This is a genomic window from Tabrizicola piscis, from assembly GCF_003940805.1.
Classification (GTDB): Bacteria; Pseudomonadota; Alphaproteobacteria; order Rhodobacterales; family Rhodobacteraceae; genus Tabrizicola; species Tabrizicola piscis.
The window spans coordinates 3,010,384-3,035,173 of sequence record NZ_CP034328.1 but is presented as its reverse complement, the minus strand read 5'-3'; the positions used below and the strand labels follow the sequence as shown (position 1 = coordinate 3,035,173).

24 protein-coding genes are annotated in these 24,790 nt (G+C 64.7%); 11 read left to right on the top strand and 13 right to left on the bottom strand.

Translation table 11 applies throughout. The features are described 5' to 3' along the window. Nucleotides 1–81 precede the first annotated feature (81 nt). The 6 genes from EI545_RS14755 (at nucleotide 82) to EI545_RS21385 (ending at nucleotide 5,758) form a co-directional block, all read left to right on the top strand. Nucleotides 82–1,230, top strand: a complete 1,149-nt coding sequence (locus tag EI545_RS14755; RefSeq protein WP_216842452.1) for a glycosyltransferase family 4 protein — start codon at nucleotides 82–84, stop codon at nucleotides 1,228–1,230. Further along, nucleotides 1,230–1,973, top strand: coding sequence for a polysaccharide deacetylase family protein (locus EI545_RS14750; RefSeq protein WP_125326176.1), 744 nt, complete (start codon nucleotides 1,230–1,232; stop codon nucleotides 1,971–1,973). The genes EI545_RS14755 and EI545_RS14750 overlap by 1 nt, the downstream gene beginning before the upstream one ends. A gap of 133 nt (nucleotides 1,974–2,106) precedes the next feature. Further along, nucleotides 2,107–3,468, top strand: coding sequence for an adenylate/guanylate cyclase domain-containing protein (locus EI545_RS14745; RefSeq protein ID WP_125326175.1), 1,362 nt, complete (start codon nucleotides 2,107–2,109; stop codon nucleotides 3,466–3,468). 114 nt (nucleotides 3,469–3,582) lie between these two features. Continuing rightward, nucleotides 3,583–4,917 (top strand): adenylate/guanylate cyclase domain-containing protein, encoded by a 1,335-nt coding sequence (locus EI545_RS14740; protein WP_216842451.1) that lies wholly within the window; start codon nucleotides 3,583–3,585, stop codon nucleotides 4,915–4,917. 125 nt (nucleotides 4,918–5,042) lie between these two features. Continuing rightward, nucleotides 5,043–5,423 carry a hypothetical protein gene (locus EI545_RS14735; protein WP_125326174.1) on the top strand — a complete coding sequence of 127 codons (381 nt, stop codon included), beginning with the start codon at nucleotides 5,043–5,045 and terminating at the stop codon, nucleotides 5,421–5,423. A gap of 173 nt (nucleotides 5,424–5,596) precedes the next feature. Beyond that, nucleotides 5,597–5,758: a hypothetical protein gene (locus tag EI545_RS21385; RefSeq protein ID WP_164517308.1), complete on the top strand. Its 162-nt coding sequence runs from the start codon at nucleotides 5,597–5,599 to the stop codon at nucleotides 5,756–5,758. Between the two features lie 52 nt (nucleotides 5,759–5,810). Here the strand turns inward: EI545_RS21385 and EI545_RS14730 are convergent, their stop codons facing one another. The 8 genes from EI545_RS14730 to cuyA form a co-directional block, all read right to left on the bottom strand. Then, the gene (locus tag EI545_RS14730) at nucleotides 5,811–6,854 is read right to left on the bottom strand and encodes a YeiH family protein (RefSeq protein ID WP_125326173.1); all 1,044 of its coding nucleotides are present in this window, start codon (nucleotides 6,852–6,854) and stop codon (nucleotides 5,811–5,813) included. Next, entirely contained in the window at nucleotides 6,841–8,151 is a 1,311-nt protein-coding gene (hisD, locus tag EI545_RS14725) for a histidinol dehydrogenase (RefSeq protein ID WP_125326172.1), read from the bottom strand. Before hisD ends, EI545_RS14730 begins: the two co-directional genes overlap by 14 nt. Before the next feature lie 16 nt (nucleotides 8,152–8,167). Then, entirely contained in the window at nucleotides 8,168–9,046 is an 879-nt protein-coding gene (locus EI545_RS14720; RefSeq protein WP_125326171.1) for an ABC transporter permease subunit, read from the bottom strand. Beyond that, nucleotides 9,043–9,831, bottom strand: a complete 789-nt coding sequence (locus EI545_RS14715; protein ID WP_125326170.1) for a taurine ABC transporter ATP-binding protein — start codon at nucleotides 9,829–9,831, stop codon at nucleotides 9,043–9,045. Before EI545_RS14715 ends, EI545_RS14720 begins: the two co-directional genes overlap by 4 nt. Before the next feature lie 62 nt (nucleotides 9,832–9,893). After that, the gene (gene tauA / locus EI545_RS14710; protein ID WP_125326169.1) at nucleotides 9,894–10,883 is read right to left on the bottom strand and encodes a taurine ABC transporter substrate-binding protein; all 990 of its coding nucleotides are present in this window, start codon (nucleotides 10,881–10,883) and stop codon (nucleotides 9,894–9,896) included. Further along, nucleotides 10,880–11,662, bottom strand: a complete 783-nt coding sequence (cuyB, locus tag EI545_RS14705; RefSeq protein WP_125326168.1) for a cysteate racemase — start codon at nucleotides 11,660–11,662, stop codon at nucleotides 10,880–10,882. The genes tauA and cuyB overlap by 4 nt, the downstream gene beginning before the upstream one ends. Continuing rightward, entirely contained in the window at nucleotides 11,659–12,867 is a 1,209-nt protein-coding gene (locus EI545_RS14700) for a DegT/DnrJ/EryC1/StrS family aminotransferase (protein ID WP_125326167.1), read from the bottom strand. The genes cuyB and EI545_RS14700 overlap by 4 nt, the downstream gene beginning before the upstream one ends. Nucleotides 12,868–12,870: 3 nt before the next feature. After that, the gene (gene cuyA / locus EI545_RS14695) at nucleotides 12,871–13,893 is read right to left on the bottom strand and encodes a D-cysteate sulfo-lyase (RefSeq protein ID WP_125326166.1); all 1,023 of its coding nucleotides are present in this window, start codon (nucleotides 13,891–13,893) and stop codon (nucleotides 12,871–12,873) included. A gap of 108 nt (nucleotides 13,894–14,001) precedes the next feature. Between cuyA and EI545_RS14690 the strand changes: the two genes are divergently transcribed. Further along, nucleotides 14,002–14,904 carry a LysR family transcriptional regulator gene (locus tag EI545_RS14690; RefSeq protein WP_216842450.1) on the top strand — a complete coding sequence of 301 codons (903 nt, stop codon included), beginning with the start codon at nucleotides 14,002–14,004 and terminating at the stop codon, nucleotides 14,902–14,904. Nucleotides 14,905–14,919: 15 nt separating this feature from the next. On the opposite strand, the gene EI545_RS14685 is transcribed toward EI545_RS14690, so the two are convergent. Beyond that, nucleotides 14,920–15,405: a MarR family winged helix-turn-helix transcriptional regulator gene (locus tag EI545_RS14685; protein WP_125326165.1), complete on the bottom strand. Its 486-nt coding sequence runs from the start codon at nucleotides 15,403–15,405 to the stop codon at nucleotides 14,920–14,922. Next, a complete protein-coding gene (locus tag EI545_RS14680) occupies nucleotides 15,398–16,540 on the bottom strand; it encodes an Acg family FMN-binding oxidoreductase (RefSeq protein WP_125326164.1) in 1,143 nt (380 codons plus the stop codon). The genes EI545_RS14685 and EI545_RS14680 overlap by 8 nt, the downstream gene beginning before the upstream one ends. Nucleotides 16,541–16,699: 159 nt before the next feature. Between EI545_RS14680 and EI545_RS14675 the strand changes: the two genes are divergently transcribed. From EI545_RS14675 to EI545_RS14665, 3 genes are all read left to right on the top strand, one after another. After that, the gene (locus EI545_RS14675; protein ID WP_125326163.1) at nucleotides 16,700–17,863 is read left to right on the top strand and encodes an alpha-hydroxy acid oxidase; all 1,164 of its coding nucleotides are present in this window, start codon (nucleotides 16,700–16,702) and stop codon (nucleotides 17,861–17,863) included. 135 nt (nucleotides 17,864–17,998) lie between these two features. After that, nucleotides 17,999–19,372 (top strand): aspartate aminotransferase family protein, encoded by a 1,374-nt coding sequence (locus EI545_RS14670; protein WP_425471574.1) that lies wholly within the window; start codon nucleotides 17,999–18,001, stop codon nucleotides 19,370–19,372. A 1-nt stretch (nucleotide 19,373) separates the two neighbouring features. Further along, entirely contained in the window at nucleotides 19,374–20,762 is a 1,389-nt protein-coding gene (locus tag EI545_RS14665) for a glutamine synthetase family protein (RefSeq protein ID WP_125326161.1), read from the top strand. Nucleotides 20,763–20,815: 53 nt separating this feature from the next. On the opposite strand, the gene EI545_RS14660 is transcribed toward EI545_RS14665, so the two are convergent. From EI545_RS14660 to EI545_RS14650, 3 genes are all read right to left on the bottom strand, one after another. After that, nucleotides 20,816–21,532 (bottom strand): sirohydrochlorin chelatase, encoded by a 717-nt coding sequence (locus EI545_RS14660; RefSeq protein ID WP_125326160.1) that lies wholly within the window; start codon nucleotides 21,530–21,532, stop codon nucleotides 20,816–20,818. A 94-nt stretch (nucleotides 21,533–21,626) separates the two neighbouring features. Further along, nucleotides 21,627–22,775, bottom strand: a complete 1,149-nt coding sequence (locus EI545_RS14655; protein WP_125326159.1) for an aromatic ring-hydroxylating oxygenase subunit alpha — start codon at nucleotides 22,773–22,775, stop codon at nucleotides 21,627–21,629. A gap of 74 nt (nucleotides 22,776–22,849) precedes the next feature. Next, nucleotides 22,850–23,491 carry an SGNH/GDSL hydrolase family protein gene (locus EI545_RS14650; protein WP_125326158.1) on the bottom strand — a complete coding sequence of 214 codons (642 nt, stop codon included), beginning with the start codon at nucleotides 23,489–23,491 and terminating at the stop codon, nucleotides 22,850–22,852. 154 nt (nucleotides 23,492–23,645) lie between these two features. On the opposite strand from EI545_RS14650, the gene EI545_RS14645 reads away from it, so the two are divergent. Beyond that, nucleotides 23,646–24,737 (top strand): LacI family DNA-binding transcriptional regulator, encoded by a 1,092-nt coding sequence (locus EI545_RS14645; RefSeq protein WP_125326157.1) that lies wholly within the window; start codon nucleotides 23,646–23,648, stop codon nucleotides 24,735–24,737. The last annotated feature ends 53 nt before the right edge of the window (nucleotides 24,738–24,790 follow it).

The following is a 24,790-nucleotide window of genomic DNA, read 5'->3' as shown; positions in this document are numbered from 1 at the left end:
CCAGCCATGGCGTCGGATGCCAGACAGGATCAGGGCAACAAAGGGGGCGGCGCTGGCCCCGAACGTGGGAAAGGTGCGCTGATGTCCGCAAGAACTGCACCCCCGCGCACACCTGATCGCGCCACGGAACCGCACCCGATCCAAGTCGCCTTCTATGCGCCGCTCAAGTCACCAGACCATCCCGTACCCTCGGGGGACCGGCTGATGGCGCGCCAGCTTTGCACCGCCCTCAGCGCCGGAGGGGCTGAGGTTGTCCTTGCCTCCAGCCTGCGCAGCTACCTGCCCGACCCTGATGACCAGCATGCCGCCGAACGGCTGGCCGTTGCCGCTGAGGCCGAAGTTGCCCGCCTTGCCGCAGAATGGGACAGATCCGCCCCGCCCGGGCTTTGGCTGTGCTACCATCCCTACTACAAATCACCTGACCTGATCGGCCCGCCGCTGTGCCACCGCTTCGGGCTGCCCTATGTCACGATCGAAAGCTCATGGTCTTCCCGGCGAAGCATCGGGATCTGGGCTGATACTCAAGGCAAGGTGCTGGATGGCCTGCGTCAGGCGGCCCTGAACATCTGCCTGACCCGGCGCGATCAGGCTGGTATTGCGGCAGCCGCCCCCGACGCCGCAACCGCGCTGCTTGCCCCCTTCATCGACCCCACACCTTTTCTGGCTCTTGATCCCGCGCCGGACCCTGGGCGGCTCGTCACTGTCGCGATGATGCGGCCCGGCGACAAGGTCGCCAGCTACCAGTTCCTCGCCCAGGCCCTTGCCCTGGTTGAGGATCTGCCCTGGCGCCTGTCGGTCATCGGTGACGGCCCCGCCCGCCCGCAGGTTGAGGCGGATCTTGCCCCCCATGCGGCACGGATCGACTGGCTTGGCGCGCTGCCGCAAGCCGAGATCGCCAAGACCCTCGCCCGCGCGCAAATCTACATCTGGCCCGGCTGTGGCGAGGCTTACGGTCTGGCCTACCTGGAAGCGCAGGCCGCCGGGCTGCCCGTCCTTGCCTGCGCCACGGCCGGCGTGCCCGAGGTTGTCGCCAACGGCGCAACCGGCCTTCTTACCCCCGCCGGGGATGTGCCCGCCTATGCCGCAGCGCTCCGCAGGCTTTTGACCGACAGCAGCCTGTGCAAGGATCTGGCGGAGAAAACCCGACCTCATATCCTTGCGCGACACTCCCATACGGCCGCAACGCAGCGTCTTGCCAACCTTCTTGCGCCCTTGCTGGAGCCTACCTGATGTCGTCGCCCCTTGATGCCCTTGCCGCCGCCCTTGACCGCCGGGCCGCCAAAGATCCCGCCGTGTTCTGGTGGCGCGACGACGATGCCGTGATCCCGACCCCGGCGCTTGACCGGCTGTTGGCGCTGTCCGCGTCCCACGCCGCGCCCTGCCTCGTCGCGGTGATCCCAAAGCCGACCGGGCCGGACCTTGCCGCCCATCTGGCGGGTCGGCCCCTGATCACCGTGGCCCCGCATGGCTGGCAACACAGCAACCACGCCCCACCCGGGACAAAGAAGGCCGAGCTTGGCCCGCATCGCCCAGCCAAGCTGGTCCTGGAGGAGCTGTCGCTTGGGCTTGCCAAGCTGCAGACCCTTTACCCCGTCCAGCTGGCACCGATCCTGGTCCCGCCATGGAACCGGATTGATCCCGACCTGATCGGCGCGCTTCACGGCGCAGGCTTTCAGGCGTTGTCGGTCTATGGGCCGGAACGACCAGCCGCGCTGCCCAGCCTCAACACCCATGTCGACCTGATGGACTGGCACGGCACCGGCGGCGGCCGCGCCACCGCGTCGCTGGTCAGCGACATCGTGGCCGCCCTTGATCTTGGGCTTTCGGCGATAGGGATTCTGAGCCACCACCTTGTCCATGACGCGCAGGCCTGGGATTTCCTTGACCAACTGCTTGCGCTGATCGCAGGCCATCCCGGCGCCCGCTGGGCCAGTGCGCCCGACCTGCTTGCCCAGCGTCGGCAGACCGTCTGATCGTGCCCCCGATCCAACCATTGTAACACTCCGCTGCCACCAGTAACTTATTTGCTGGAACCTGCGCCGCGCCTTGTGAAGTACCCGGGGACGCGGCACAGTTTTCCCTTCCCCGCCACAGGGACCCTAGCCGGTGACAACAGACCGCAACAGACTTTGGACCTTCCTTGCCTTCGTTCTGAACGGCGGGCCAAGCACCGAAGACCTTCCGCCGCGCGTTCAGGCCGAGATCGCGAAACGGGAAGACGCGGCCGAACAACTGATCGGTTGGGTCCAGCTTTGCATCCTTATTGCCTTCACGACGCTTTATGCCGTTTCACCCCGGGCCGAGGGCAGCCTGGGCGAAAGCTACACCCCGTCCATCCTTGCCGCCTACTTCGTGTTCACCGTGCTGCGCCTGGCCCTGGCCTATCGGTCACGGCCGCCCGGATGGTTCCTCGTGCTGTCGATCCTGATCGACGTTGTGCTGCTTTGCGCGCTGATCTTTTCGTTCCACATCCAGTACGACCAACCGGCAGCCTTTTACCTGAAGGCGCCCACGATGATCTACATGTTCATCTTCATCAGCATCCGCGCGCTGCGCTTTGACCCGCGCTATGTGCTTGCCTCCGGCGTGATCTCGATCGCGGCCTGGATCTTCATGGTGGTCTATGCCCTGAAAAGCGACATGGGGGAAATGTATGTCACCCGGAACTATGTCGATTACCTCACCTCGAACTCGATCCTCATCGGGGCCGAACTTGACAAGATCTTCGCCCTGCTTGGGGTGACGTTCGTCCTGACGCTGGCACTTTACCGCGCGCGTTACGTGGCCATCATCGCCGCAAGAAGCTCGTCCGCAGCCGAGGATCTGGGGCGCTTCTTCGCGCCCGAGGTGGCCAGCAGCATCGTATCGTCAAACGAATTGCCCGGCGCGGGGGATTGCGTCACGCGGGACGTCGCCGTGCTGTTTGTCGATGTCCGTGCCTTTACCAACACCGCCAGTGCCCTGCCCCCCAATGTGGTAATGCAGGTGCTTGGGCACTACCAGCAGACCGCCTTGTCCGAGATCGAGCGCTTCAACGGGCGGATCGACAAGTTCATGGGCGATGGAATCCTTGCCACATTCGGTGCCGTCCAACCCAGCGAAAGCCACGCCGCCGATGCGCTTTACGCTGCAGAGGCCGTGATCGCCGCACTTGACGCGATGCAGGAAGACTTCGCCGCAATGGGCTGGCCCGGCCCGTTCGTTACTGGAGCCGCCGCCGCAGCCGGACCGGTCAAGGTCGGGGTGATCGGGGCAAGCGGGCGGCTTGAATTCACCGTCATCGGCAGTGCCGTCAACCTTGCCGCCAAGCTTGAGAACGCCAACAAGGCCCTGCACACCCGCGCGCTCACTGACGCCGCGACCTACCGTCAGGCCCGGTCGCAGGGCTATGCAAGGACACCGGACCTACGGGCCGCTACTGTGGTCGAGGGGCTGACCCATCCGATCGACATCGTGGTACTGGCATGAAGCCGGGCCTGTCACATTTGTTTGCACAAAGCCAGTGCGGGACCGCTGCTTGAGAAAATCCTGCCCAGGTCCTATCTTCCTGCAAGGCGATTAGGCCCTTTGACTTTCAATGAAATGACTAAAAGATCTCATATGGCACTTCAGTCCCCCGATGTATCCGATACCCTGATTGATGAACTCGTGTCATGGCTTCGGCGTGCCGCGCTCAAGGGCGCTGACCTTGAAACGCTGTGCACCGGAACGTTTGAACGGCTTTCCGCCGCAGGCATGCCGCTTCTGCGCGCGCATGTCGGGTTTTCCATGCTGCATCCCCTTTATGATGCGCTCAGCTTCACCTGGACCCGCGGCAAAGGGGTGGAGGTTGTCGGGCATCAGCGTGGCGGCTCCGAAAACACCATGGGTCGGTATGAAGCCAGCCCGTTCTACTTCCTTCTCAAAAATGGCCTGGGCCATCTGCGCCGCAGGCTGGATGCAAAATCCGCGCCCGAGTTTCCGGTGTTCGAAGAACTCGTGGCAGCCGGTGGCACCGACTATCTGGCGTTTCTGGAAACGTTCGACGGCGATGGCACGCGCGGGATGATGGGGTCGTGGACAACCGACCAGCCGCTTGGCTTTTCGGAACAGATGATCCGCACCCTTGTGCGGGTGGAGTCCAACTTTGCCGTGGCGACCAAGATGGCCGTGCTCGACAAGCTCGCCGACAACATGTTGTCCACCTATCTGGGCGGCGATGCCGGGCGGCGGGTGCTGTCGGGGCAGACCAAGCGCGGCGATGGCGAAACGATCCGCGCCGTGCTGGTGATGGGCGACATGCGCAATTCGACCAGCTACGCCGAAGATCACGGGCGTCAGGTCTATATCGAAACCCTCAACGAATTCTTTGATGCCATCGCGGCCCCGTTCAACCGCAACGGCGGTGAAATCCTCAGCTTCATCGGCGATGGCTTCCTTGCGATCTACCCATGTGATCGGCACATGGAGGCGTCCGAAGTGGCCGCCGGTGCCGCCTTCACCGCCGTGCGCGAGGCGGTGGCGCGGATGGACCGGCTGAACACCCGCCGCAGCAATGAGGGGTTGTCCACCATTGGCTATGGGATCGGGCTTCATGTGGGCAATGTGATGTTCGGCAACGTCGGCCTGAAGAACCGGCTGACCTTTTCGACCTTCGGTTCGGCTGTGAATGAAGTGCAGCGTCTTGAAACGCTGACCAAGGCCTATCGCAAGACCATCATCGCCAGTGACGAATTCGCCCAATACGCTGGCGGCGACTGGGAAGTTCTGGGAACCGAAGCCCTGCGCGGCACGCAGCACAAGGTGACGCTGCACACGCCCTCGATGGCAGCCCTCGCCTGTTCCGGCAACGAATGTGACGCAGATGACCTGCCCGCCGTCAGCAGTGACGCCGAAAACGTCATGCGGCTTTATCGCACCCAACCGCGCCGGGCCTGAAAAGCGCGGCGCTCGACCTCTCCGGGCACACTACCACACAACAGCCTCGCAGCCTTGTGATGCAAGGCGACGGGCTGCGGTGCAACAGTGGGCTACCTGCTAGCCACATCATAGACGGAGGTTTCATGCGCATCGTCTCCCTTCTGGTCGCACTGGCCATCGCGACCCCTGCCGCTGCCTATGTGACAGGCACCCGGTTGCAGGTCACCCAGAACAGCAACACCGACTTCACCGTCGAATACCGATCGATCGCCAAGTTGACCGATTACTGGTGTGCGGCTGGGCTGCATGTGACCAGAACGCTGGGCATGTCCGACCGCACGCGGGTCTATCGGTTGTCGCCGCCGCCGCGCCGTGCCGGGCAGGGAATCAGCTTCACGCTGGATGCCGACCGCAGCGCGGGGGAAACGGGCATAACGACGTTTGGCGGCCGACAGGATGGCAGCATGTCGGCGGGCGTGGCCGTGGCCCAGTATTGCTACACCTTCGACGTCGACATCTTTTGACGGGCCAAGACCAGCATTTTCACCAAAGCCCAGTGCCCATTCGGACTGTCCACAATTCGGGGGAAAACCCAATGGATGCCACGATCATACCGCAGTTGACCTAGGTTCGGTCACAATCCACACAACTTTAGCGGTTCTCCTGCCCTCATCAGTGTAACGCAAAGGAGAGCCAGATGATCGTCGCTCAAGTTCTTGTGTCCTGGCTTGGCCTCTCATGGAGAAGCGAAGACCTGATCCTTCGCCGCATTGATGGGCTGAAATCGCATCGCTCACATGGGTCAAATCCGATGGTCTCGGTGTTCTCGGCACGCAAGCGCCTGCCGTCTGCCCCCTGATCTTCCGGGCCTGAGCAGCAGCCTGCGCGGCGACCGGGAAACCCTCGGTTCGCTACAGCAGGAAAAGATGCGCGAACACGATCGCCTGCCCCAGCAGGAACAGCGTGTCCACCGCGATCAGTGCCAGCCCCTTCACCCCCGGCGCAAACAGCTTTTCAAGCGACGTTCTGACCCCCAGCGCTGCAATCGCGACGACAAGCAGAAAGCGCGACATGTCGTTGATGGCTGTCAGAACCATTTCCGGCAAGGGAACAGAATTGCGCAGGACCATCAGCAGGATAAAGGCCACCACAAACCACGGCAGCCCGGCGGCACCCCCGGCCTCCTTGCGAAACACGATTGCGACGGTCAATAGCACAACAGGCAACAGCGCGACGCGCAGCAGCTTGGTGAAGGTGGCAATGTCACCCGCCGTATCGCTGACCGAATACCCGGCCCCAACCACTTGCGCGACATCATGGATCGTCGCGCCGATCATGTAGCCAATCTCGACATCAGCCAGCCCAAGCGCGCGAAACAGCATCGGGTAGACGATCATCGCCAATGTCGACATTGCCGTCACGCCGACCACGGCCAAAAGGATGTCTTCCTCTTTCAGGAACTTCTTCGGCACGACCGCCGCGATGGCCATCGCCGCCGAGGCGCCACAAATGGCGACCGACCCACCCGTCAGCAGGCCAAATGCCGTGTTGCGCCCGACAAGCCGCGCAAAGATCACCCCGCCGATCAGCGTCAGCACCAGCATGCCGACCACACCGACGATGGGCGCAACGCCCAGCTGCGACACATCGGCAAAGGTCAACCGCAGCCCCAGCAGCGCCACGCCCAGCCGCAGCAGGGTGCGCGAACAAAAGGCGATGCCCTCGGCAGCCTGCGATCCCTCGCTCATGAAGTTGAAGGCCATGCCGATCAGCAGGGCGAACAGCATCGCGGGCGCGCCGTAATGTTCCGCCAGAAAGCTGGCGGCCAGCGCAATGGTGACGGCAAGGACCACGCCACCGCGATGCGCCCTGATCCAGCCACCGATGCCGCCGGGCTTTGGGTCGCCCGGGCTTGTAGCCTCGGGGTGCGATGCGACAAGGTCAGCCTTCGACATTGGCCTGGTTCAGATCAAACACTTCGTTCGGAAAGAACTTTGCCAGCCGGATGTCGGCGGATCTTGCATGCCCCTCCATCCCTTCCAGCCGCGAAATCCTTGCCGTCGCCTCGGCCAGCGGGCGGGCCCCGTCGCGGGTGGCGCGCTGCCAGGTGACCGTTTTCATGAACTTGTGCACCGAAAGCCCGCCGGTGTACCGCGCAGCCCCCGACGTGGGCAGCACATGGTTCGGACCCGAGGTCTTGTCGCCAAAGGCAACAGTCGTCTCTTCCCCAAGGAACAACGACCCATAGGACCGCAGCCGTTGCAACCACCAGTCCAGATCCTCGGCCTGTACATGCAGATGTTCGGGCGCGACCTGATCGGCGACGGCGGCCATCTCCTCGGCCGTGTCGCACAGGATCACCTCGGCGAAATCCTCCCATGCGGCCTCGGCACTTTGGCGGTTCAGGGTAGGCAGGCTTGCGATCAGCCGTGGCACAAGGTCCATCACCCGCTCAGCCAGCGCGCGGTCGGTGCAGGCCAGCCAGACGGGCGAGTTGTAGCCATGCTCTGCCTGCCCCACCAGATCGGCGGCGACCATTTCAGCGTCGGCCTTGCCATCAGCCAGGATCATGCTGTCAGTCGGGCCGGCAAACATGTCGATGCCCACCTGCCCGAACAGGATGCGCTTGGCTTCGGCGACGTACTGATTGCCGGGACCGACAAGAATATCCGCCTTTGGCAGGCCAAAGAGGCCGTTCGCCATGGCGGCCACCCCCTGCACGCCCCCCATCGACAGGATCACGTCCGCGCCGCACAGGTCCATCGCATAAAGGATGGCTGGCGGTATCCCCACCCCGGGTCGCGGGGGCGAACAGGCTGCGATATGCGGCACCCCGGCGACCTTGGCCGTGGTAATGGTCATGATCGCGCTGGCGACGTGGCTATAGCGCCCCCCCGGCACATAGCACCCAGCCGCCGACACCGGGATCTGCTTTTGCCCCGCCATCAGTCCCGGCAGAATCTCGATCGTGAAATCGCCGATCGTGGCGCGCTGCGCCTCGGCAAAGCGCCGGACGTTGTGGTGGGCGAACTGGATATCCGCCTTCAGCCGGTCCGGCACCAGCGCTGCCGCCGCCACCCGGTCAGCCGCCGACACGACAATGTCGCCTGACCATTTGTCCAGCTCACGCGCATAGCGCCGGGCCACATCCTCACCGCCCGCAGCAATTTCGGCCAGCATCTTCGCGACAATTTCGCCCACACCCTGCTGGTCCGTTTCGGCGGTCCGAACGGCTTTCTTCAAGTAGATCATGGTTTTGGCTTTCCGGTTACATTCTGCCCTTCCAGGGCACCAAGCGGCGTTCGATGAACCGCATCAGAAGATCGAAGGCAAAGGCGATGATAGCGATCACGAAAATCCCCATGATCACGACAGGCGTCTGCAGGAACTGGCTGGCCGACAGCACCATGTAGCCAAGCCCCTTGGTCGCGGCGACCATCTCGGCTGCCACCAGCGTGGTCCAGCCAAAGCCGATACCGATCCGCATTGCCGTGAGGATTTCGGGCATGGCCGAGGGCAGGATCACATGGCGCATCACTTGCCAGCGGGTCGCGCCAAAGGAATAGGCGGCATGGATCTGTTCGATGGCCGCCGACTTCACCCCGGACCGCGCCCCAAGGACGACCGGCGCAAAGACCGACAGAAAGATCAGCAAGACCTTCGACGTCTCGCCGATCCCGAACCAGATGATCATCAGCGGCAGATAGGCCAAGGGCGGGATCGGGCGGTAGAACTCGATCGGCGGATCGAAGATGCCGCGCATCACCGGGCTCATCCCCATGGCAAGGCCAAGCGGCAGGCCGATCAGACAGGCCAGCAGGAACGCGCCGAACACCCGGACAGTGGAAATCCAGACATGTTCAAGGAACGGAGTGCCAGTGAAGCCTTCGTTCCAGACCTGAACGAACTTGGTGACGATGGCCATGGGCGACGGCACGAACAGCGGCTTCACCCAGCCCATGAAGGTGACCAGCCACCAAACAAAAAAGAAAAACGCGATGGACCCGGCCGACAGCCACAAAGTGTTCCCATGGCCGGGCACGCCGTAAATCTCACCGGGTTTGGTGGGCCGGGCGCGGGCAAGGCGGGCGAAAAGGCCGGGCGGCTTTTGCGCTGTAACAGGTCGCAGGGGGGGCTGGTCGGTCATGCCGCGGCTTCCTCATCTGCAAAAATGATCTTCAGCACGTCCTCACGCAGGGCGATGAACTCGGGCGAGGCCTTGACTTGCCGGGCGGGCATCCCGTCCAGAAACTGCCGCGAGAACGGCAGGTCGAACAGATGGGTGATCCGCCCGGGGCGCGGCGACATCACCACCAGCTTGGTGCCCATGAACAGCGCCTCTTCGACACTGTGCGTGATGAAGAACACCGACTTGTGGGTGTCGTTCCAGATGTTCAGGATCAACTCCTGTGCCTTTTCGCGCGTCAGCGCGTCCAGCGCGCCAAGTGGTTCATCCATCAACAGGACCCTCGGGTCGCAGGTCAGCGCCCGGGCGATGCCGACACGCTGCTGCATGCCGCCCGACAGCTTGTAGACCGGCGCATCCTGAAACCCGTCCAGCCCCAGCATGCCGATGAAGGTGTTCGCCGTCTTGTACCGCTGGGTCTTGCCGATCCCCTGGATCTGCAAGCCGAAGGCCACGTTGTCCAGCACGCTCAGCCACGGCAGCAGCGCGTGTTTCTGAAACACCACGGCCCGATCCGCGCCGGGGCCTGACACCTGATGCCCATCCAGCACCAGCCGGCCCGAGGTAGGCGACAAGAACCCCGCGATCAGGTTGAGCAGCGTCGATTTCCCGCAGCCCGAAGCGCCAAGGGCAACCACGAATTCCTCGTCGTCGATCGTCAGGTTGATCCGGCTCAGCGCCTCAACCGGGGGGCGGCGGTCTGCCGCCGGATACACGACCGACACGTCCTCGACATTCAGTGCCACCTTGCTTGCTCCCTTGCGCAAGAAACGGCCCTGCCCGAACCATGTCCGGGCAGGGCAAGGGTTTACTTCAGCGCTTCCGCCGCGATGGCGGTGTTGACGAAGGGCGAATAATCGTCAGCAACCGCGTCGATCCGCCCGGCGGTTTTCAGGAATTCGGCGGTGGATTTCATCACATTCGCCGCATTGCCCAGCCAGGTGTCGCCCACCTGATCGGCCAGCGGGACGAAGGTATAGCCCTTCAGGATCTCCGGGATCTGGTCCGCACCGGCCCCGGTCAGATCGGCAATCGCCATGACGCTGGCATTGTCCGCCGTCCAGGCCGCCGGGTCGGCCAGATAGGCCTGATTGGCGGCATCCATCACCTTGGCGAATTCGGCCATCGCCGTCAGGTTCTCGGCCGCAAACTCCGTGTTCACGACCCAGGCGTTGAAGGTGGGGTAGCCCCATTCCGCCGTCTGGTTCGCGCCCACGATCCGCGTCCCGGTCTCCAGGATCTGGGTCTGCACCGGCGGCCAGATGAAGGCCGCGTCAATCGTGCCCTGATCCCAGGCAGCCGCAATCTGATCCGGCGGCATCGACATGATCGTCACATCCGCCTCGGACATCCCCGCATGGGCAATCGCGCCCATCAGCGAATAATGCGCCGTCGATCCGACCGGCACCGCCACGCGCTTGCCCTTCAGATCCTCGACCGACGCAATCCCTGAATCGTTGCGCGCGATCAGACTTTCGGATTCGCCAATCGCGTAGGACAGCATGAACATCTGCAGGTCGACACCCTGGCTCGCCGCAATCGCCAGCGGTGACGACCCAAGTTCCGCCACCTTCACGTCGCCGGATGCCATCGCCGCGATCACATCGGTGCCCGAGTTGAAGACGCGCCATTCAATGGTCCAGCCGGTGGCTTTCTCGAACGCATCTGTCGCGCGGACGGCGTTCATCGGGGTCGGGTCGCTGAACGTTGCGATCACCATGGTTTCGGCGGAAGCCGCCACGGCGGACAAGGCCAGCGCGGCCGTGCCCATCATCATGTTCTTGAGAAGTCTGGTCATCTTGATACCTCTGTTGCTGGAGTGGCGGGATTTGCCGTTTGTGTTTTTGGATCGCCCCCATGGCTGCGGGGGGTGATCGGTCTGTTCTGCGCCCGCGTTGAAAACGCGACGATTTCCCTGACAAGACAGTCAAGCGTATCAAAGACCGCCGCTTGCGGGGAAACCGCGTCGGGGATGAGCGAAAATTCGGTACAGGCAATCATCTGCACCGTCGCACCGCGCGCCAGAAGGTCGGCCGAGGCGGCCTGCAGAGCCTGCCGCGCCTGCGGCTGCGGGCCTTCGGCCTTGATCTGGCGGATCGCGGCCAGCATCGCGCCCTCATCCTGCGCGTAAAGGGCAGTTAGCCCCAGCGCAGCCAAAGGCGCGTCGAACAACCCCACCTTACGCACGGCGGGCGACGCCAGCACCCCGATCTGCCCCCCCGCCCCGGCAAGCCGCGCCGCATGGGCCACCGACGCCGCCACCATGTCCAGAAACGGCACCGAAACAGCCGCCCGGATCGCATCCGCATAGTGATGCGCGGTGTTGCAGGGCATCGCCAGCGCCTCGGCCCCGCCCGCGACCAGACGGCGCGCCATCTCGGCCAGCACCGGACCCGGGTCTTCGCCCGTGCCCTCGATCAGATGGCGGATCCGTGATGGCACTTGCGGGTTCTGGTCCACCAGCAAGGGGATATGGTCCGCATCGTCGTGGGGCTGCACGGCCGCCAGCAGCTTTTGCATGACAAGGACGGTGGCCTCTGGCCCCATTCCGCCAAGGATGCCTACGCGCCGCATCATGCCTGCACCGTCGCGGGCAAGGTGGCGACGGCATCCAGAATATGCTCGGCCAACAGGGCACAGTCCTCAAGACTGAAGGTCAGCGGCAGCCGCATGTCGAAGAGACCCGCCAGAATGGCATCGGTCTGCGGCAAGCCCTGCGCCGCCACATAGCGCCAGCTGTGGTGGTCCGAGGTATAGCCCGACGGCTGCGCCGCCCCGAACCACTTCACCTCAACCCCGACCGACCCAAGCCGCGCGACAAGCGCCTGCGCGTCGACCGCCGAAATCCCCGGCACGCAGAACTGGATCGACGATCCGACATAGCGTTCGGCATCCGGGCGCTTTGGCAGACGGATCGCGCCCGACTGCGCCAGATGCCGGGCCACCAGATCATGGCGGGCGTTCCACGCGGCAATGCTGCTGTCCAGTTGCCGCAACTGCGGACGCAGCAAGGCCGCGCGCAAGTTGTCCATCCGGGCCGAGGTGTTGGGCGTGTCCAGCCTGATCTCCTCATAGCTTGACGGCCCCGGCCCCGCCCCATGCCGATCATACAGCATGTAGGACCCGGAAAGGACCGTCGCCCGCGCCATGAAGCCTGCGTCATCCGAAGTCAGCAACCCGCCCTCGCCCGAATTGATGTGCTTGTAGGTCTGGGTGCTGAAACACCCGGCCAACCCGAAGGACCCCGACAGAACCCCGTTCCACTGCGCGCCCATCGTATGGGCGCAATCCTCGATCACCGTCAGGCTCAGATCGGCGGCAAGCTGCACCAGACGCTCCATGTCGCACAGATGCCCACGCATGTGCGACAGCAGCAGATAGCGCGCGCCACTGGCCCGGGCCTTCCGCGCCAGATCATCAAGGTCGATCACCAGGTCTTCGGTGATCTCCACCAACACCGACCGGCCACCCACCGCCGCAATCGCCCCCGGCACCGGGGCCAGCGTAAAGCCGTTGGTCAAGACCGCATCCCCCGGACCGACCCCTGCCGCCCGCAGCGCGATCTGCATCGCCTGCCCGCCCGACGCGACCGCAAGGCAGAACCGCGCGCCTTGCCACAGCGCAAACTCACGCTCCAGCTCCATCACCTCGGACGCCTCTCCGAGGGCGAGGTTATAGCGGTGCAGCCGCCCCGACCGCATCACGTCCACAGCCGCCGCAATCGCCTCATCGGGGATCGGGGGCTGCTGGGTGAAGCTGCGGGAAAACTGCGGCCGCGTCATGGGTCAGGCCACGACAAGGGCTTTGTTGGCATCGGCAAAGACCGCGTCATAGCCGAACAACGCCGCCGACCCGCCAGTGTGCAGGAAGACCACCCGCTCACCCTTCTTGAACTTGCCCTTGCGGCAATAGTCGATCAGGCCCGCCGCGCCTTTGCCGGAATAGACCGGGTCCAGCAGGATGCCCTCCAGCTGGGCGAACATGCGGATCGCCTCCAGCGTATCTTCGCGCGGGATGCCATAGCCCGCCCCGACATAGCTGCTGTCGGCCACCACATCGCCCCGTTTGACGACATCGGGACAGCCCAGCTTTTCCGCCGTCTTCAGCGCCAGCGCAAAGACGTTCTCTTCCTGCTTTTCCTTCGGCGCGCGCACACCGATCCCGGTCAAGGGGATGCCAGCGTTGATCGCCTTCAGCCCGGTGATCAGCCCCGCCTGCGTGCCTGCCGAGCCGGTTGCCGTCACCAGATGGTCAATCACCAGACTGCGGTCATTGGCCTGACCCACCAGCTCAAAGGCACAGTTCACATAGCCCAGCGCCCCCGTCGCGTTCGACCCGCCACCGGGGATGAGATAGACCTTCCGCCCCTTGGCGCGCAGCCCTTCTGCCACGGCCTCCATCTCGGCCTGCATGTCCTTGCCGCCCGCCCGCTTGGATGTGGTGGCCCCATGCAGATGGTCCAAAAGGACATTGCCATTGCCGTTGTAGTTGGCGTCATTTGACCCGGTCCGATCCTCCAGCAGGATATGACAGGCCAGACCCAACTTGGCCGCAAAGGCCGCCGTCTGCCGGGCATGGTTGGACTGGGTGGCACCTTGCGTCATCACCGTATCCGCGCCCGCAGCCAGCGCCTCGGCCATCAGGAACTCCAGCTTGCGGGTCTTGTTGCCACCGGTCGACAGGCCAGTGCAATCGTCGCGCTTGATCCAGATCTCTGGCCCGCCCAGCTCTTTCGACAGGCGATCCATCCGTTCCAGCGGGGTCGGAAGATGCGCCAGATGGACGCGCGGAAAACGGGCGAGATGCATGGCAGGTCCTTACCTAACTTGTATCTTTTGATGCTCACACAGTTTGTTTTGCTTGGCCAATGCGAAATTCTTGAAGTATCATGCAATTCTTGCAACTTAGGGGGTGCCATGCGGCTGGAGTGGTTGGAAGACATCCTTGCCATCGCCGAAACCGGGTCGTTCAGTGGTGCCGCAGAACGGCGGCGTCTGACCCAGTCGGCCTTTTCCCGTCGCGTCCAGCAGATCGAGGATCATGTCGGGGTCGAACTGTTTGACCGCGCGCACAAGCCGATACGCCTCAATCCGACAACCTTGGCGCAAAGCGAACAGATCCTGCTTCTGTCCGCAGCACTTCGGCAGTTGGTGGTGGACCTGCGGCGGGGGGAACGGATCGCCAGCAACAAGGTGGTGATTGCCTGCCAGCATTCCCTGACCGCCGCCCGCATCCCCCGGATCCTGCAGCAGCTGCCTGACCACCGCAACGGCATCCACGTCCGGCTGCGGTCCGCCAACCTTGATGAATGCACCGGGCTTCTGCTGTCGCGGCAGGCCGATGTGGCCATCGTCTACCGCCTGCCGGATGGAACCGACGATTTCAACACCGACTTTCTGGAAATCATCACGATCGGAAAGGACCGGCTGGTCCCCGTGTTCAACAAGGCCCTTCCACCCCCCTCCGCCAACCCCGCCGAACCCCGGGACATCGCCTATATCGCCTACCCGGCGGATGTGTTCTTCGGCACGGTGATGGAACGAAAGATCCTGCCATTCCTCGACCCCGGCACGCATCCCACCCCCAAGGTTGAAACCGCCCTGACCCTTGCCGCCGTGGAAATGGCGGTAGCTGGCATTGGCGTGGCATGGGTGCCTCTGTCCCTGGCCCAGGACCGCATCGCCTCGGGCCGGCTGGTCGATCTGTCTGCCGACCTGCCGACCTGCGACCTGCAGGTCAACGCCATGCGGCTGCAAGGCAAGGCCAGTCTGGCGGGCGTGGTGTTCTGGTCGCGCTTGCTGGATTTGCCCGAAACCTGACCTCGGCCGGGATTCTCAGCCCGCCGGGTCCGTGGTCCGCACGTCACCACCCTCATCGCGCATCGCGTCCATGATCTGGCGCAGCTCGATCAGTGCGGGCAGGGCCTCGGCCAGCCGGGCAGCCGGAAACCGCGCGGCAAGGGCGGCCATGTCCGGGGTGATCGCCGCAAGCGCCTGCGCCCGGAACGCCCGGCCAGCCTCGGTGATGAAAACGCATTTCGACCGTCCGTCCCGCAGGTTCGGTCGCATCTCGATCAGCCCGTGCCGGTCCAGCACCGCAAGGCTGTGCGTCATCGAGGTTTTCGGCACCTGAAACGCCCGCGCCAATTCCAGCGGGGTGCGCCCGTCCTTCACCCGGACCAGGTGGTTCAGGACGGTGAACTGCGGCAAGGTGAACCCCTGCGGCAGCCGCGCCTCGAACAGGGCGCGGCTCAGCTGGCCAAGGATCCCCACCTCAAGGAAAAAGGCGTTGAACGTGTCTTCCGGGCTGCGGTCAGGCATTCATGATCTTCGCCTCCAAAGGCCAGCGCGGGCTTTGGGCCACCTCGGGGCCAAAGCCGATGCGGCCCAACATCTGAACCGTCCCGCCGTCCGGCGCAAGCCTTGCATGCAGGTCGCGGTAGAGCGCCGCCATCTCGGGATATTCCTGCAAGGCCTGGCTCAGCGGCTGGAACGCCACCCCCGCCGCCGTCGCCGCAAGGTTCACCCGCAGCCAGTCCGCCCCCGTGGCAATCTGGTCAGGCCGGCTGTTGCCAGAGGTGACCAGCCAGACAAACCCCATCGCCGTATCGGTGTTGGCATAGACGGCATCCAGCCCGGCCTTGTAGGCCTGGGATGAGGTGTCAAGCAGCCCCTCCCGCGTCATCAGACCGGTTGCTCCCAGCACTTCGAACAGCGGGCCGGTAAAGTCGATCCCGTCGGGGCTCGCGTCCACCTCGGCCCGCCCGATGCGGAACAGGTCCACCGATTCCTTGTAGGTATGCGGCGTCTCGATCTCGATCCGCAGCGCCTCGCGCGTGAAGGCGCGCCACTCTGCGACCTCCTCGGCATCTACTGTGCCGCCGAAGCTGCCATTCTGCGCCACGGACAGTTTGGCCAAGGTATCGGCCGGAAGCGTGCGGCTGACGTCATAGGGCTCCTTGTTGGACCGGCGGTCCAGCACATGGGCAAACAGCGGGTCTGGCGTGACCGTCGCATCCGCCACGAACACCGCCCGCGCCACCGGTCTGGCATCCAGCGCACGGTCGTCGAAGCCTTCCGGGAACGGCGTGATCGTGACCCGCTGGCCATCATGGCTGGCGGCCATCCGCATCAGTTCCAGAAAACACCCAAGCCCGATGGTGATCTGGCGGCTGAACGGATCGGTGTGGGGCAAGAGTTTTGCCGTATCGACATATACCGTCACTTCGCCCGGGGTGCGCAGGTCCACCAGCCAAGGCTGCCGGTTATGCGGGTTCGGGGCCAACAGGGCATAGGACAGCGCCCGGTAGCGGGGCTCTTCCCCCTGACCGGCAAAAGCCCATGGCAGGGCTGCAGTGCGGGGCTGGCGTGCGGCAACCGTGCCAAGGCTCGCGGTGGCGGCGAAGATCACTCCGCCCCCGATCAGGGCAAGGGTCTTGCGGCGGGATAGGGTCATGACAGGCTCCATTTGATGCGATGTCGTATTATATGATGCGATATCGCACTAAATGCAAGCCTCAACCTGCCCATAACAGGGCGCCAACACGTCCCCAACAAGGATTGCGCCAAACTGGACAAATTGGTAACAGAAGATGACCAATCCGGAAGGCAAGCCATGCCCGTCATCACCTGCATCGAAGACCTGAAGCGCGTGCACCAGAAGCGCACGCCAAAGATGTTCTGGGACTATTGCGAAAGCGGCAGCTACACCGAACAGACCTTCCGCGAAAACACCTCGGATTTTGCCAAGCTGCGCTTTCGCCAGCGCGTGGCGCGCGACCTGACCGGACGGGTCCTGTCCAGCACGATGGCCGGGCAGAAGGTCACGATGCCCGTAGCCCTCGCCCCCGTCGGCAGCACAGGGATGCAGCACCCGGACGGCGAGATTCATGCCGCCCGCGCAGCGGCGAAATTCGGCGTGCCCTTCACCCTGTCCACCATGTCGATCTGCTCGATCGAGGATGTGGCAGCCCACAGTCCCGACCCGTTCTGGTTCCAGCTTTACGTCATGAAGGACGAAGATTTCGTCGACGCGATCATCGAACGGGCGCGCAAGGCCAACTGCTCGGCCCTTGTCCTGACGCTGGATCTGCAGATCCTTGGCCAACGGCACAAGGACCTCAAGAACGGCCTGACCTCGCCCCCGAAACCGACGATCCCGAACCTGATCAACATCGCCACCAAACCCCGCTGGGCGCTGAACATGCTGCGCACCCCGCGCCGGCAGTTCCGCAACATCGTTGGCCATGTGAAGGGCGTGCAGAAACTGTCGGACCTGACGGCATGGGCCAACGAACAGTTCGACCCGCAGCTGGACTGGGGCAAGGTCGCCCGCATCCGCGACCAGTGGAAAGGCAAGTTCATCCTGAAAGGCGTGCTGGATGCCGACGACGCCCGCATGGCCGCCGATACCGGGGCCGACGCGGTGATCGTGTCAAACCACGGCGGGCGGCAACTGGATGGCGCGCTCAGCTCTATCCGCATGTTGCCGTCCATTGTCAGCGCGATCGGCGACCGGACCGAAGTCTGGCTGGATTCAGGGATCCGTTCCGGTCAGGACGTGCTGAAGGCTCTCGCTATGGGCGCGAAAGGCACGATGATCGGCCGCGCCTACATCCACGGCCTTGGCGCGATGGGCGAGGCAGGGGTGACCAAGGCGCTGGAGGTGATCCACAAGGAAATGGACATCACCATGGCGCTCTGCGGTGAACGTGACATCGGCGCGGTCGGCCGCCACAACCTTCTGGTGCCCGAGGATTTCGAAGGCCGCTGGGCCTGACCCACCGCCCGCCTGCGACTTCGTCACTCCTCGCTGACCGCCCGAGAGGAGACGTCGAAGACGCACGACGAGCGGTCGCTTGCCATTTGATCAAATTCTGGCGCATAAACGGGAACCACCCACGGAATGACGCCCATGCCTGACGCCACCATCGCCGGTATCCAGCCAGATCGCCTCGCCGCCTTCGCCGCGCGTGAGGCTGCCGTCTACGCCCGGTCGCGCCCGAAAGCGGCCAAGGCCATGGCCGCTGGCGCGGGCCATTTCCTGAACAAGGTGCCAATGCACTGGATGGCCGACTGGCCGATGCCCCATCTGCCCCTCGTTGCCAGCGCCAAGGGGGCAACCCTTACCGACATCGACGGCGTCACGCTGGATGACTTCTGCCTTGGCGATACCGGCAGCATGTTCGGCCACTCTCCCGCCCCGGTGGCAAAGGCCATCCGCGCACAGGCACGCCACGGGCTGACCTACATGCTGCCGACCGAAACCGCGTTGCAGGCCGGTCGCCTGCTGACCGACCGCTTCGGCGCCTTCCAGTGGCAGATCGCCACCACCGCGACCGACGCCAACCGCTTTGCCCTCCGCGTCGCCCGCGCTGTGACCGGGCGGCCTAAGGTGCTGGTGTTCAACGGCTGCTACCACGGGACGGTGGACGATACCTTCGTCAGCCTCGAAGACGGCCGCACCGTCACCTCCCCCGGCCTTTTGGGCCAGGTGGCGGACCTCACGCAGACCGCCGTCTGCTGCGAGTTCAACGATCTGGCCGGGGTTGAGGCCGCACTTGCCAAGGGCGATGTCGCCGCGATCCTGACCGAACCGGTGATGACAAATTCCTGCATGGTCCTGCCGGAAGCCGGGTTCCATGACGGCCTCCGCCAGCTCAGCCTCAAATACGGCACGCTTCTCATCATGGATGAGACGCATACGATATCCTCGGGCCTTGGTGGCTATACCGGCGTCCATTCCCTGCGGCCCGATATCTTTGTCGTCGGCAAATGCGTCGCGGGCGGCATGCCCACCGCTGTCTGGGGCCTCACCGACGAGACCGCAAAGCGGTACGAGGAGGTGAACGCCAACCGCCCCTCGGGCCGGTCCGGCATGGGCACCACCCTCTCCGCCAACCCGATGCAGTTCGCCTGCCTTGTCGCCACACTGGACAAGGTGATGACCCCCGCCAACTATGCCCATATGGAAAAGCTGGCCGCCCGCCTGTCGCATGGCCTGGCCAAGGCCATCGACCGTCACAAGGCCCCGTGGCACGTCGTCCGCGTCGGCGCCCGGGTGGAGTTCATCTGCGCCCCCGGCCCGCTCCACAACGGCGCCGAGGCAGCCGCTGCTCACCAGCCACAGGTCGAGGCCGCACTTCACACCGGCCTGCTGAATCGCGGCACCCTGATCGCGCCGTTTCACAACATGATGCTGGTCAGCCCCGCCACGCGAAAACGCCAGATCGACCACCTGATCGCCAGCTTTGACGCCATCCTTTCCGACCTGTTCGAAGAAGCCTGACATGACCCAACCCAGCCCCTCCGGTTCCACCCCAGCCGAGGCGGAAGCCTTCCTCGCCGCCCATCCCGACGTCGAGGCCTTTGACATAATCCTGCATGACGCCAATGGCATTGGCCGGGGAAAGATCATCCGCCGGCATGAGCTGTTGTCCTTTTTCAACAACGGCCGCCATCTGCCGATCTCGATCCTTGGCCTTGATATCTGTGGCGAGGATGTCCACGAAACCGGCCTGATCTGGGATCAGGGCGACGGCGATCTGCGCGCATGGCCGATCCCCGGCACGCTGAAACCCCTGCACAACACCCAGCCGCCCCGCGGTGAGGTGTTCATGTCCATGTACACCCTTGACGGCGTGCCCATGACCTCGGACCCGCGCCACGCGCTGAAGCGGCAGGTCGATGCCCTTGCCGCCGAAGGCCTGCACCCGGCAGGCGCGTTCGAGCTGGAGTTCTTCCTGCTGGATCCCGAACGCGGCCCCGACGGCAAGATGCAACCCGCCCGCGACGTGCTTGACCGCCGCTCCTCCCACAAGACCGAAGTTTACTCCGTCGACCATCTCCACGGGATGCTGCCGCTGTTCTCCGACATCTACGCCGGGGCCAAAAAGGCCGGCATCACGGCTGAAACCCTGATCAGCGAATACGCCCCCGGCCAGTACGAACTGACGCTGCACTACCGGACCGATGTGATGCAGGCCGCCGATGACCTGATGCGCCTCAAGCGCATCGTCCGCGCCCAGGCCCGGGCGCATGGCGTCGTCGCCTGCTTCATGGCCAAGCCCAATGAAAACTACGCCGGGTCCGGGATGCACTTCCACGTCTCCATGCTGGACGGTCAGGGCAAGAACGTCTTCATCGAAGCGAAAGAGGGTCAGTGGAATCCCCTCATCCTCCACGCCCTCGGCGGCCTGAAAACCACGATGGCAGAATCGATGCTGGTCTTTGCCCCGCACGCCAACTCCTGGCGCCGCTTCGCCAGCCAATCCTACGCGCCGGTCAGCCCGACGTGGGGGGTCAACAACCGGTCGGTCGCACTGCGCATCCCGGCGGGCGACATCAAGGCCCGCCGCATCGAACACCGACCCGCCGGCGTGGACGCCAACCCCTACCTTGTCGCCGCGACGGTCCTTGCCGGCATCCGCCACGGGATGCAGCACAAGATCGACCCCGGCCCGGAAACCACCGGCAACGGGTATGAGGATGAAAGCACCGCCAGCATCCCCACCGACTGGCGCTCGGCGATCGAGGCGGCGAAGGCATCTGCCTTCCTGAAGGACGCTCTGGGTGACGAAATGCACCGCACCTTCACCGCCATCAAGGCCGCGGAATATGCCCGGGTGATGCGCACCGTCAGCGAGGTGGACTTCGACCTCTACCTGCACACGGTCTAAAGCCGGGGCCAAAAGTTTTCGAAAACTTTTGCAAAATCCTTCGAAGGATTTTGCTACCTGCCCCACCGGCACGCCGCGGCACAGACCGGAACGCCCCGCGCAATCGCCGCGGCGATCAGCGCGGGAACCCGCGCATCCAACCCGACCGGTGGCAGGATGCGCCCTTGAAACCCCGCCTCGCCCAAGGCGGCGGGGATGTCCTCGGCCACATGCCCGCCCTCGGCGGCGAAGAACGGCAGGCAGGCGGCATCCGCGCCAAACCCGCCCAGCGTTGCCAGTTGCGGCGACTGATCGATGAACCCGACAGTCACCTTTGTCCCCGCCTCAACCTCGATCCGTTCAGCCACATGCCGGGCAATGTCCGACGGGACCGATGACTTGAACGATCCATGCGCCGCAAGGATCACCTCCGCCACCCCAGCCTCGCGGGCAATCGTGACGCAAAGGTCATGCACTGCGGGGTCACAGCCGAACGGCTCCAGCACGCGCCAGCCTTGGGCCCCGGCCTCAGCCAACCGCGCCGGAATCTGGACCCGCGTAAACCAGCCCCCGGCCATGAACATCGGGAAGACCACGCCCCCCACCTGCCCCGCCCCAACCTGCCCCGTCACGGCACGCGAAACCGCCCCCGGTTCAGCCAGCGTCGCCGCCCGCACCTGCCAGCCGGGCAGATGCGCGCCGACCGCTTCGGCAAGCTCCTCCAGCGCCGCCGCAGCGGGGCCGGGGTCCGAGGGTTGGCCATGGGCCACGATCAGGGCAACTTGTGTCATCGGGTGAAAGTGACGCTCCGGCCGCCACGGTCAACCCCCATCGGCCGCCAAGGCCGCAGAAGCACCGCCACCGCCCGCAGCGCCGCCCCACCCCTTACGGCATCCGCCCCGCGATATAGCGCGCAAAGTCGTAATTCGGCCGCTCCAGATGGCTCAGGCTTCCCGGTCCCGACATGCCCGCGCACAGGCCCTTCCAGACCCGCTCGACACAGCCCTTGTCCTCGACGTTCACATCGTCCAGCAAGGCCTTCACCGCCGCGAAATGCTGATCGGCCTTCGGGTCCGCGCACCAATCCGCGCTCATCCCGCCGCCGAACAGCACGTTCACCGCCCCCGGCCCATCCGGCGTCAGGCAGAGGTACCAGAAATACCCCGGCGTCAGGGTGACTAGCAGCGCCGGATAGATCGCCAGAAGCCAGGTGATCCGCCGATCATCCCCTTGCAGCACGGTGTTTGACGGATGCGCCAGCGCCAAGGGCACCAGATCATTCTTGATGATCCAGTGATAGTTGAACGCCGCCTCGCCTTCCGGACATTCCATCTGGTTCAGATCGCTTGCCCCGCCAATCGTCCCCGCATGACAGACTGGCAGGTGGTAGCTTTCCATGAAATTCTCGGCCAGCACCTTCCAGTTGGTGTTCCAGCGAAACTCCTCTCGGAACACCTCGCGGTAGTCCCGCATCGGCAAGTGCCCAACCAACCGCTCCACCCCCGCCAGCTGGTCCGCGGGGTTCGGCGCATCCGGGTTCAGCGTCACCATGATCCAGCCCAGCCAATCCGCCACCCGGACCGTAGGCAAGGTGACATCGTCCTTGCAGAACCCCTCATTCCGCGCCATCGCGGGCGCGCCTCGCAAGCTGCCGTCGAGATTGTAGGTCCAGGCATGATACGGGCAGACGATGGACCGCACATTCCCCCGCCCCTCCAGCAGGGTGCTCATCCGGTGGCGGCAGACGTTGGACATGCCGCGCAACACCCCCTCGCGGTCGCGCAGGATGATCACCGGCTCCCCCGCGATCTGCATGGTCAGGTAATCGCCGGGGTTCGGCAGCGCATCCGCGCGCCCGGCACACAGCCATTCCGCCGCAAAGATATGGCGCGCCTCGGCCTCGGCAAACTCGGGTGAGGTGTAGACGGCCTTCGGCATCGCCCGCGCCCGCTCGAACGGCACCGCGACATTGGCGCGCAACGCGTCCAGCGCGCTTTGCGCCGGGGTGGAAAGGGCCGGATCATGACGGGTCATCTGCAGAACCTTTCGCCGCTTTTCCCCCACCTTGCGCCAACCCGCGCCCACTGCAAAGCCGGATCAGCCCAGCCCTACCCCGGAAAATGCTGGTGGATCGCCGCCGCAAACGCCTCGGCCAGCGCGGGGTTTGCTTCGGGGCCGTAGTGGATGCCGTCGATCGGCGACACCTGCACCACCTTGCCCGCATCAAGGAACGGCACCCCCAACCGGCCCGCCGCTTCCTGCACCTCGGCCGCCAGCGCCCGCGACTTCGCCGCCCCGCCTGCAAACATGCCCGCCAGACAGCCCACCTCCTCAATCGGCGGCGGCGCCACCAGCAGCACACCGGGCGCTCCCCCCTCCGGTCCGCAGCCTGAGGCGAGGATCACCCGAACCAACCGCTCCAGCGACAGGGCGATGTCGCCTGCATTGACCGAAAACCGTTCCTTCAGGTCATTCGTCCCCAGCATCAGCAGCACTACGTCCGCGGGTCGGTGGCTTTCCAGCAGGGCCGGCAACACCGTCAGCCCGTTGCGATGCGCGCCTTCCACCGGGTCGTCGTGCAAGGTCGTGCGGCCCGGATGCCCTTCGGCAATCACCTCCCACCCCGGCAACAGCCGCGCCAGCCGCGTGGACCAACGGTCCTCACGAGCAAAGCGGCCCGATTGACCAAGCGCGCGAACCGGCAACGTGCCATGCGTGTTGCTGTCGCCAAAAAGCAGAAGCGTCCTCATCCCGTCCTCCCATGCCTGCCCGCAGGATGCACCGCTTTTGCCGTCAAGGTGAAGCACCAACCCGGCACGTCGCGCGCCCCGCCCGCCGAATTCCTGATTGACGTACCTCACTGCCCCGCCGATAGTCGCCGAAAGACCTTGAAAGGACGGTCCCGTGCGGCCAACCGTCAACGACATCGCGCGTGAGGCAGGCGTCAGCCTTGCCACCGTGGACCGGGTGCTGAACGCCCGCCCCGGCGTGCGGGACAAGACCATCCGCGCGGTGAATGACGCTATCTCGAAGCTGGGCTATGTCCGCGACCTGACCGCCGCCAACCTTGCCCGCAGCCGCAACTACCGCATGGCCGTGGTCCTTCCCGATACAGAAAGCCAGTTTGTTCAAACCCTGGCAAGCGCGCTGACGGATGCCGGGTCCATCGCCGCCACCGCGCGGATCGAACTTAGCCTGCATCGCTTTCCAGCCGAAGATCCGCATGCGCTGGCCGCACTCCTCACCGGTCTGCCCGGGCGCGGCTATGCCGGGGTTGCGCTGATGGCCCCCGAAACCCCCGTCCTGCGCGATGCGATCCGGGGCCTGCGCGCCAAGGGCATGCCCGTGGTGGCGCTGGTGTCAGACCTGCCCAATACCGGGCGCGACCATTTCATCGGCATCGACAACCGCGCTGCCGGGCGCACTGCCGGGGTGCTCATGGGCCGCTTCCTTGGCGGCACCCCGGCCGAGGTGCTGGTGCTTGGCCATTCGCTGCTGGCCCGTGACATGATCGAACGCCGCCGCGGCTTTGACGAAGTGATGCTGCGCGATTTCCCGGGGATCGAGGTTTTGCCATCGCTGGAAACCCATGGCTCCAGCCAAACCTTGCGGCAGGTCGTGGCCGAACGGCTTGCCAACGCACCGAACATCAAGGGCATCTACGCCATGGGCGACGGCCACCGCGCCCTCTCGCAAGTCATTGGCGACATGGGCCTTTCCGGCAAACTTCTGGTGATCTGCCACGAGTTGACGCCCCATGTCCGCCAGGCGCTTGAAGCGGGCGAGATCACCGCCGTCATCACCCAGAACCTCGGCCACCTTGCGCGCAGCACCCTGCGTGTTCTGCGCGCCAAGGCCGACAATCTGCCGTTGGATGTCGGCCAGGAACAGATCCGAATCGAGATCGTCCTGCGCGAAAACCTTCCCGGCACCCCGGATCTGGCCGCCGACTCGGGCCTTGATCCCGCTGGCACAACGGACAACGCCGCCGCCTGATCCCGCCCCCAAATCGCTTTGAAACAAGGGCATGGCAAGAAATGAGGTGCGTA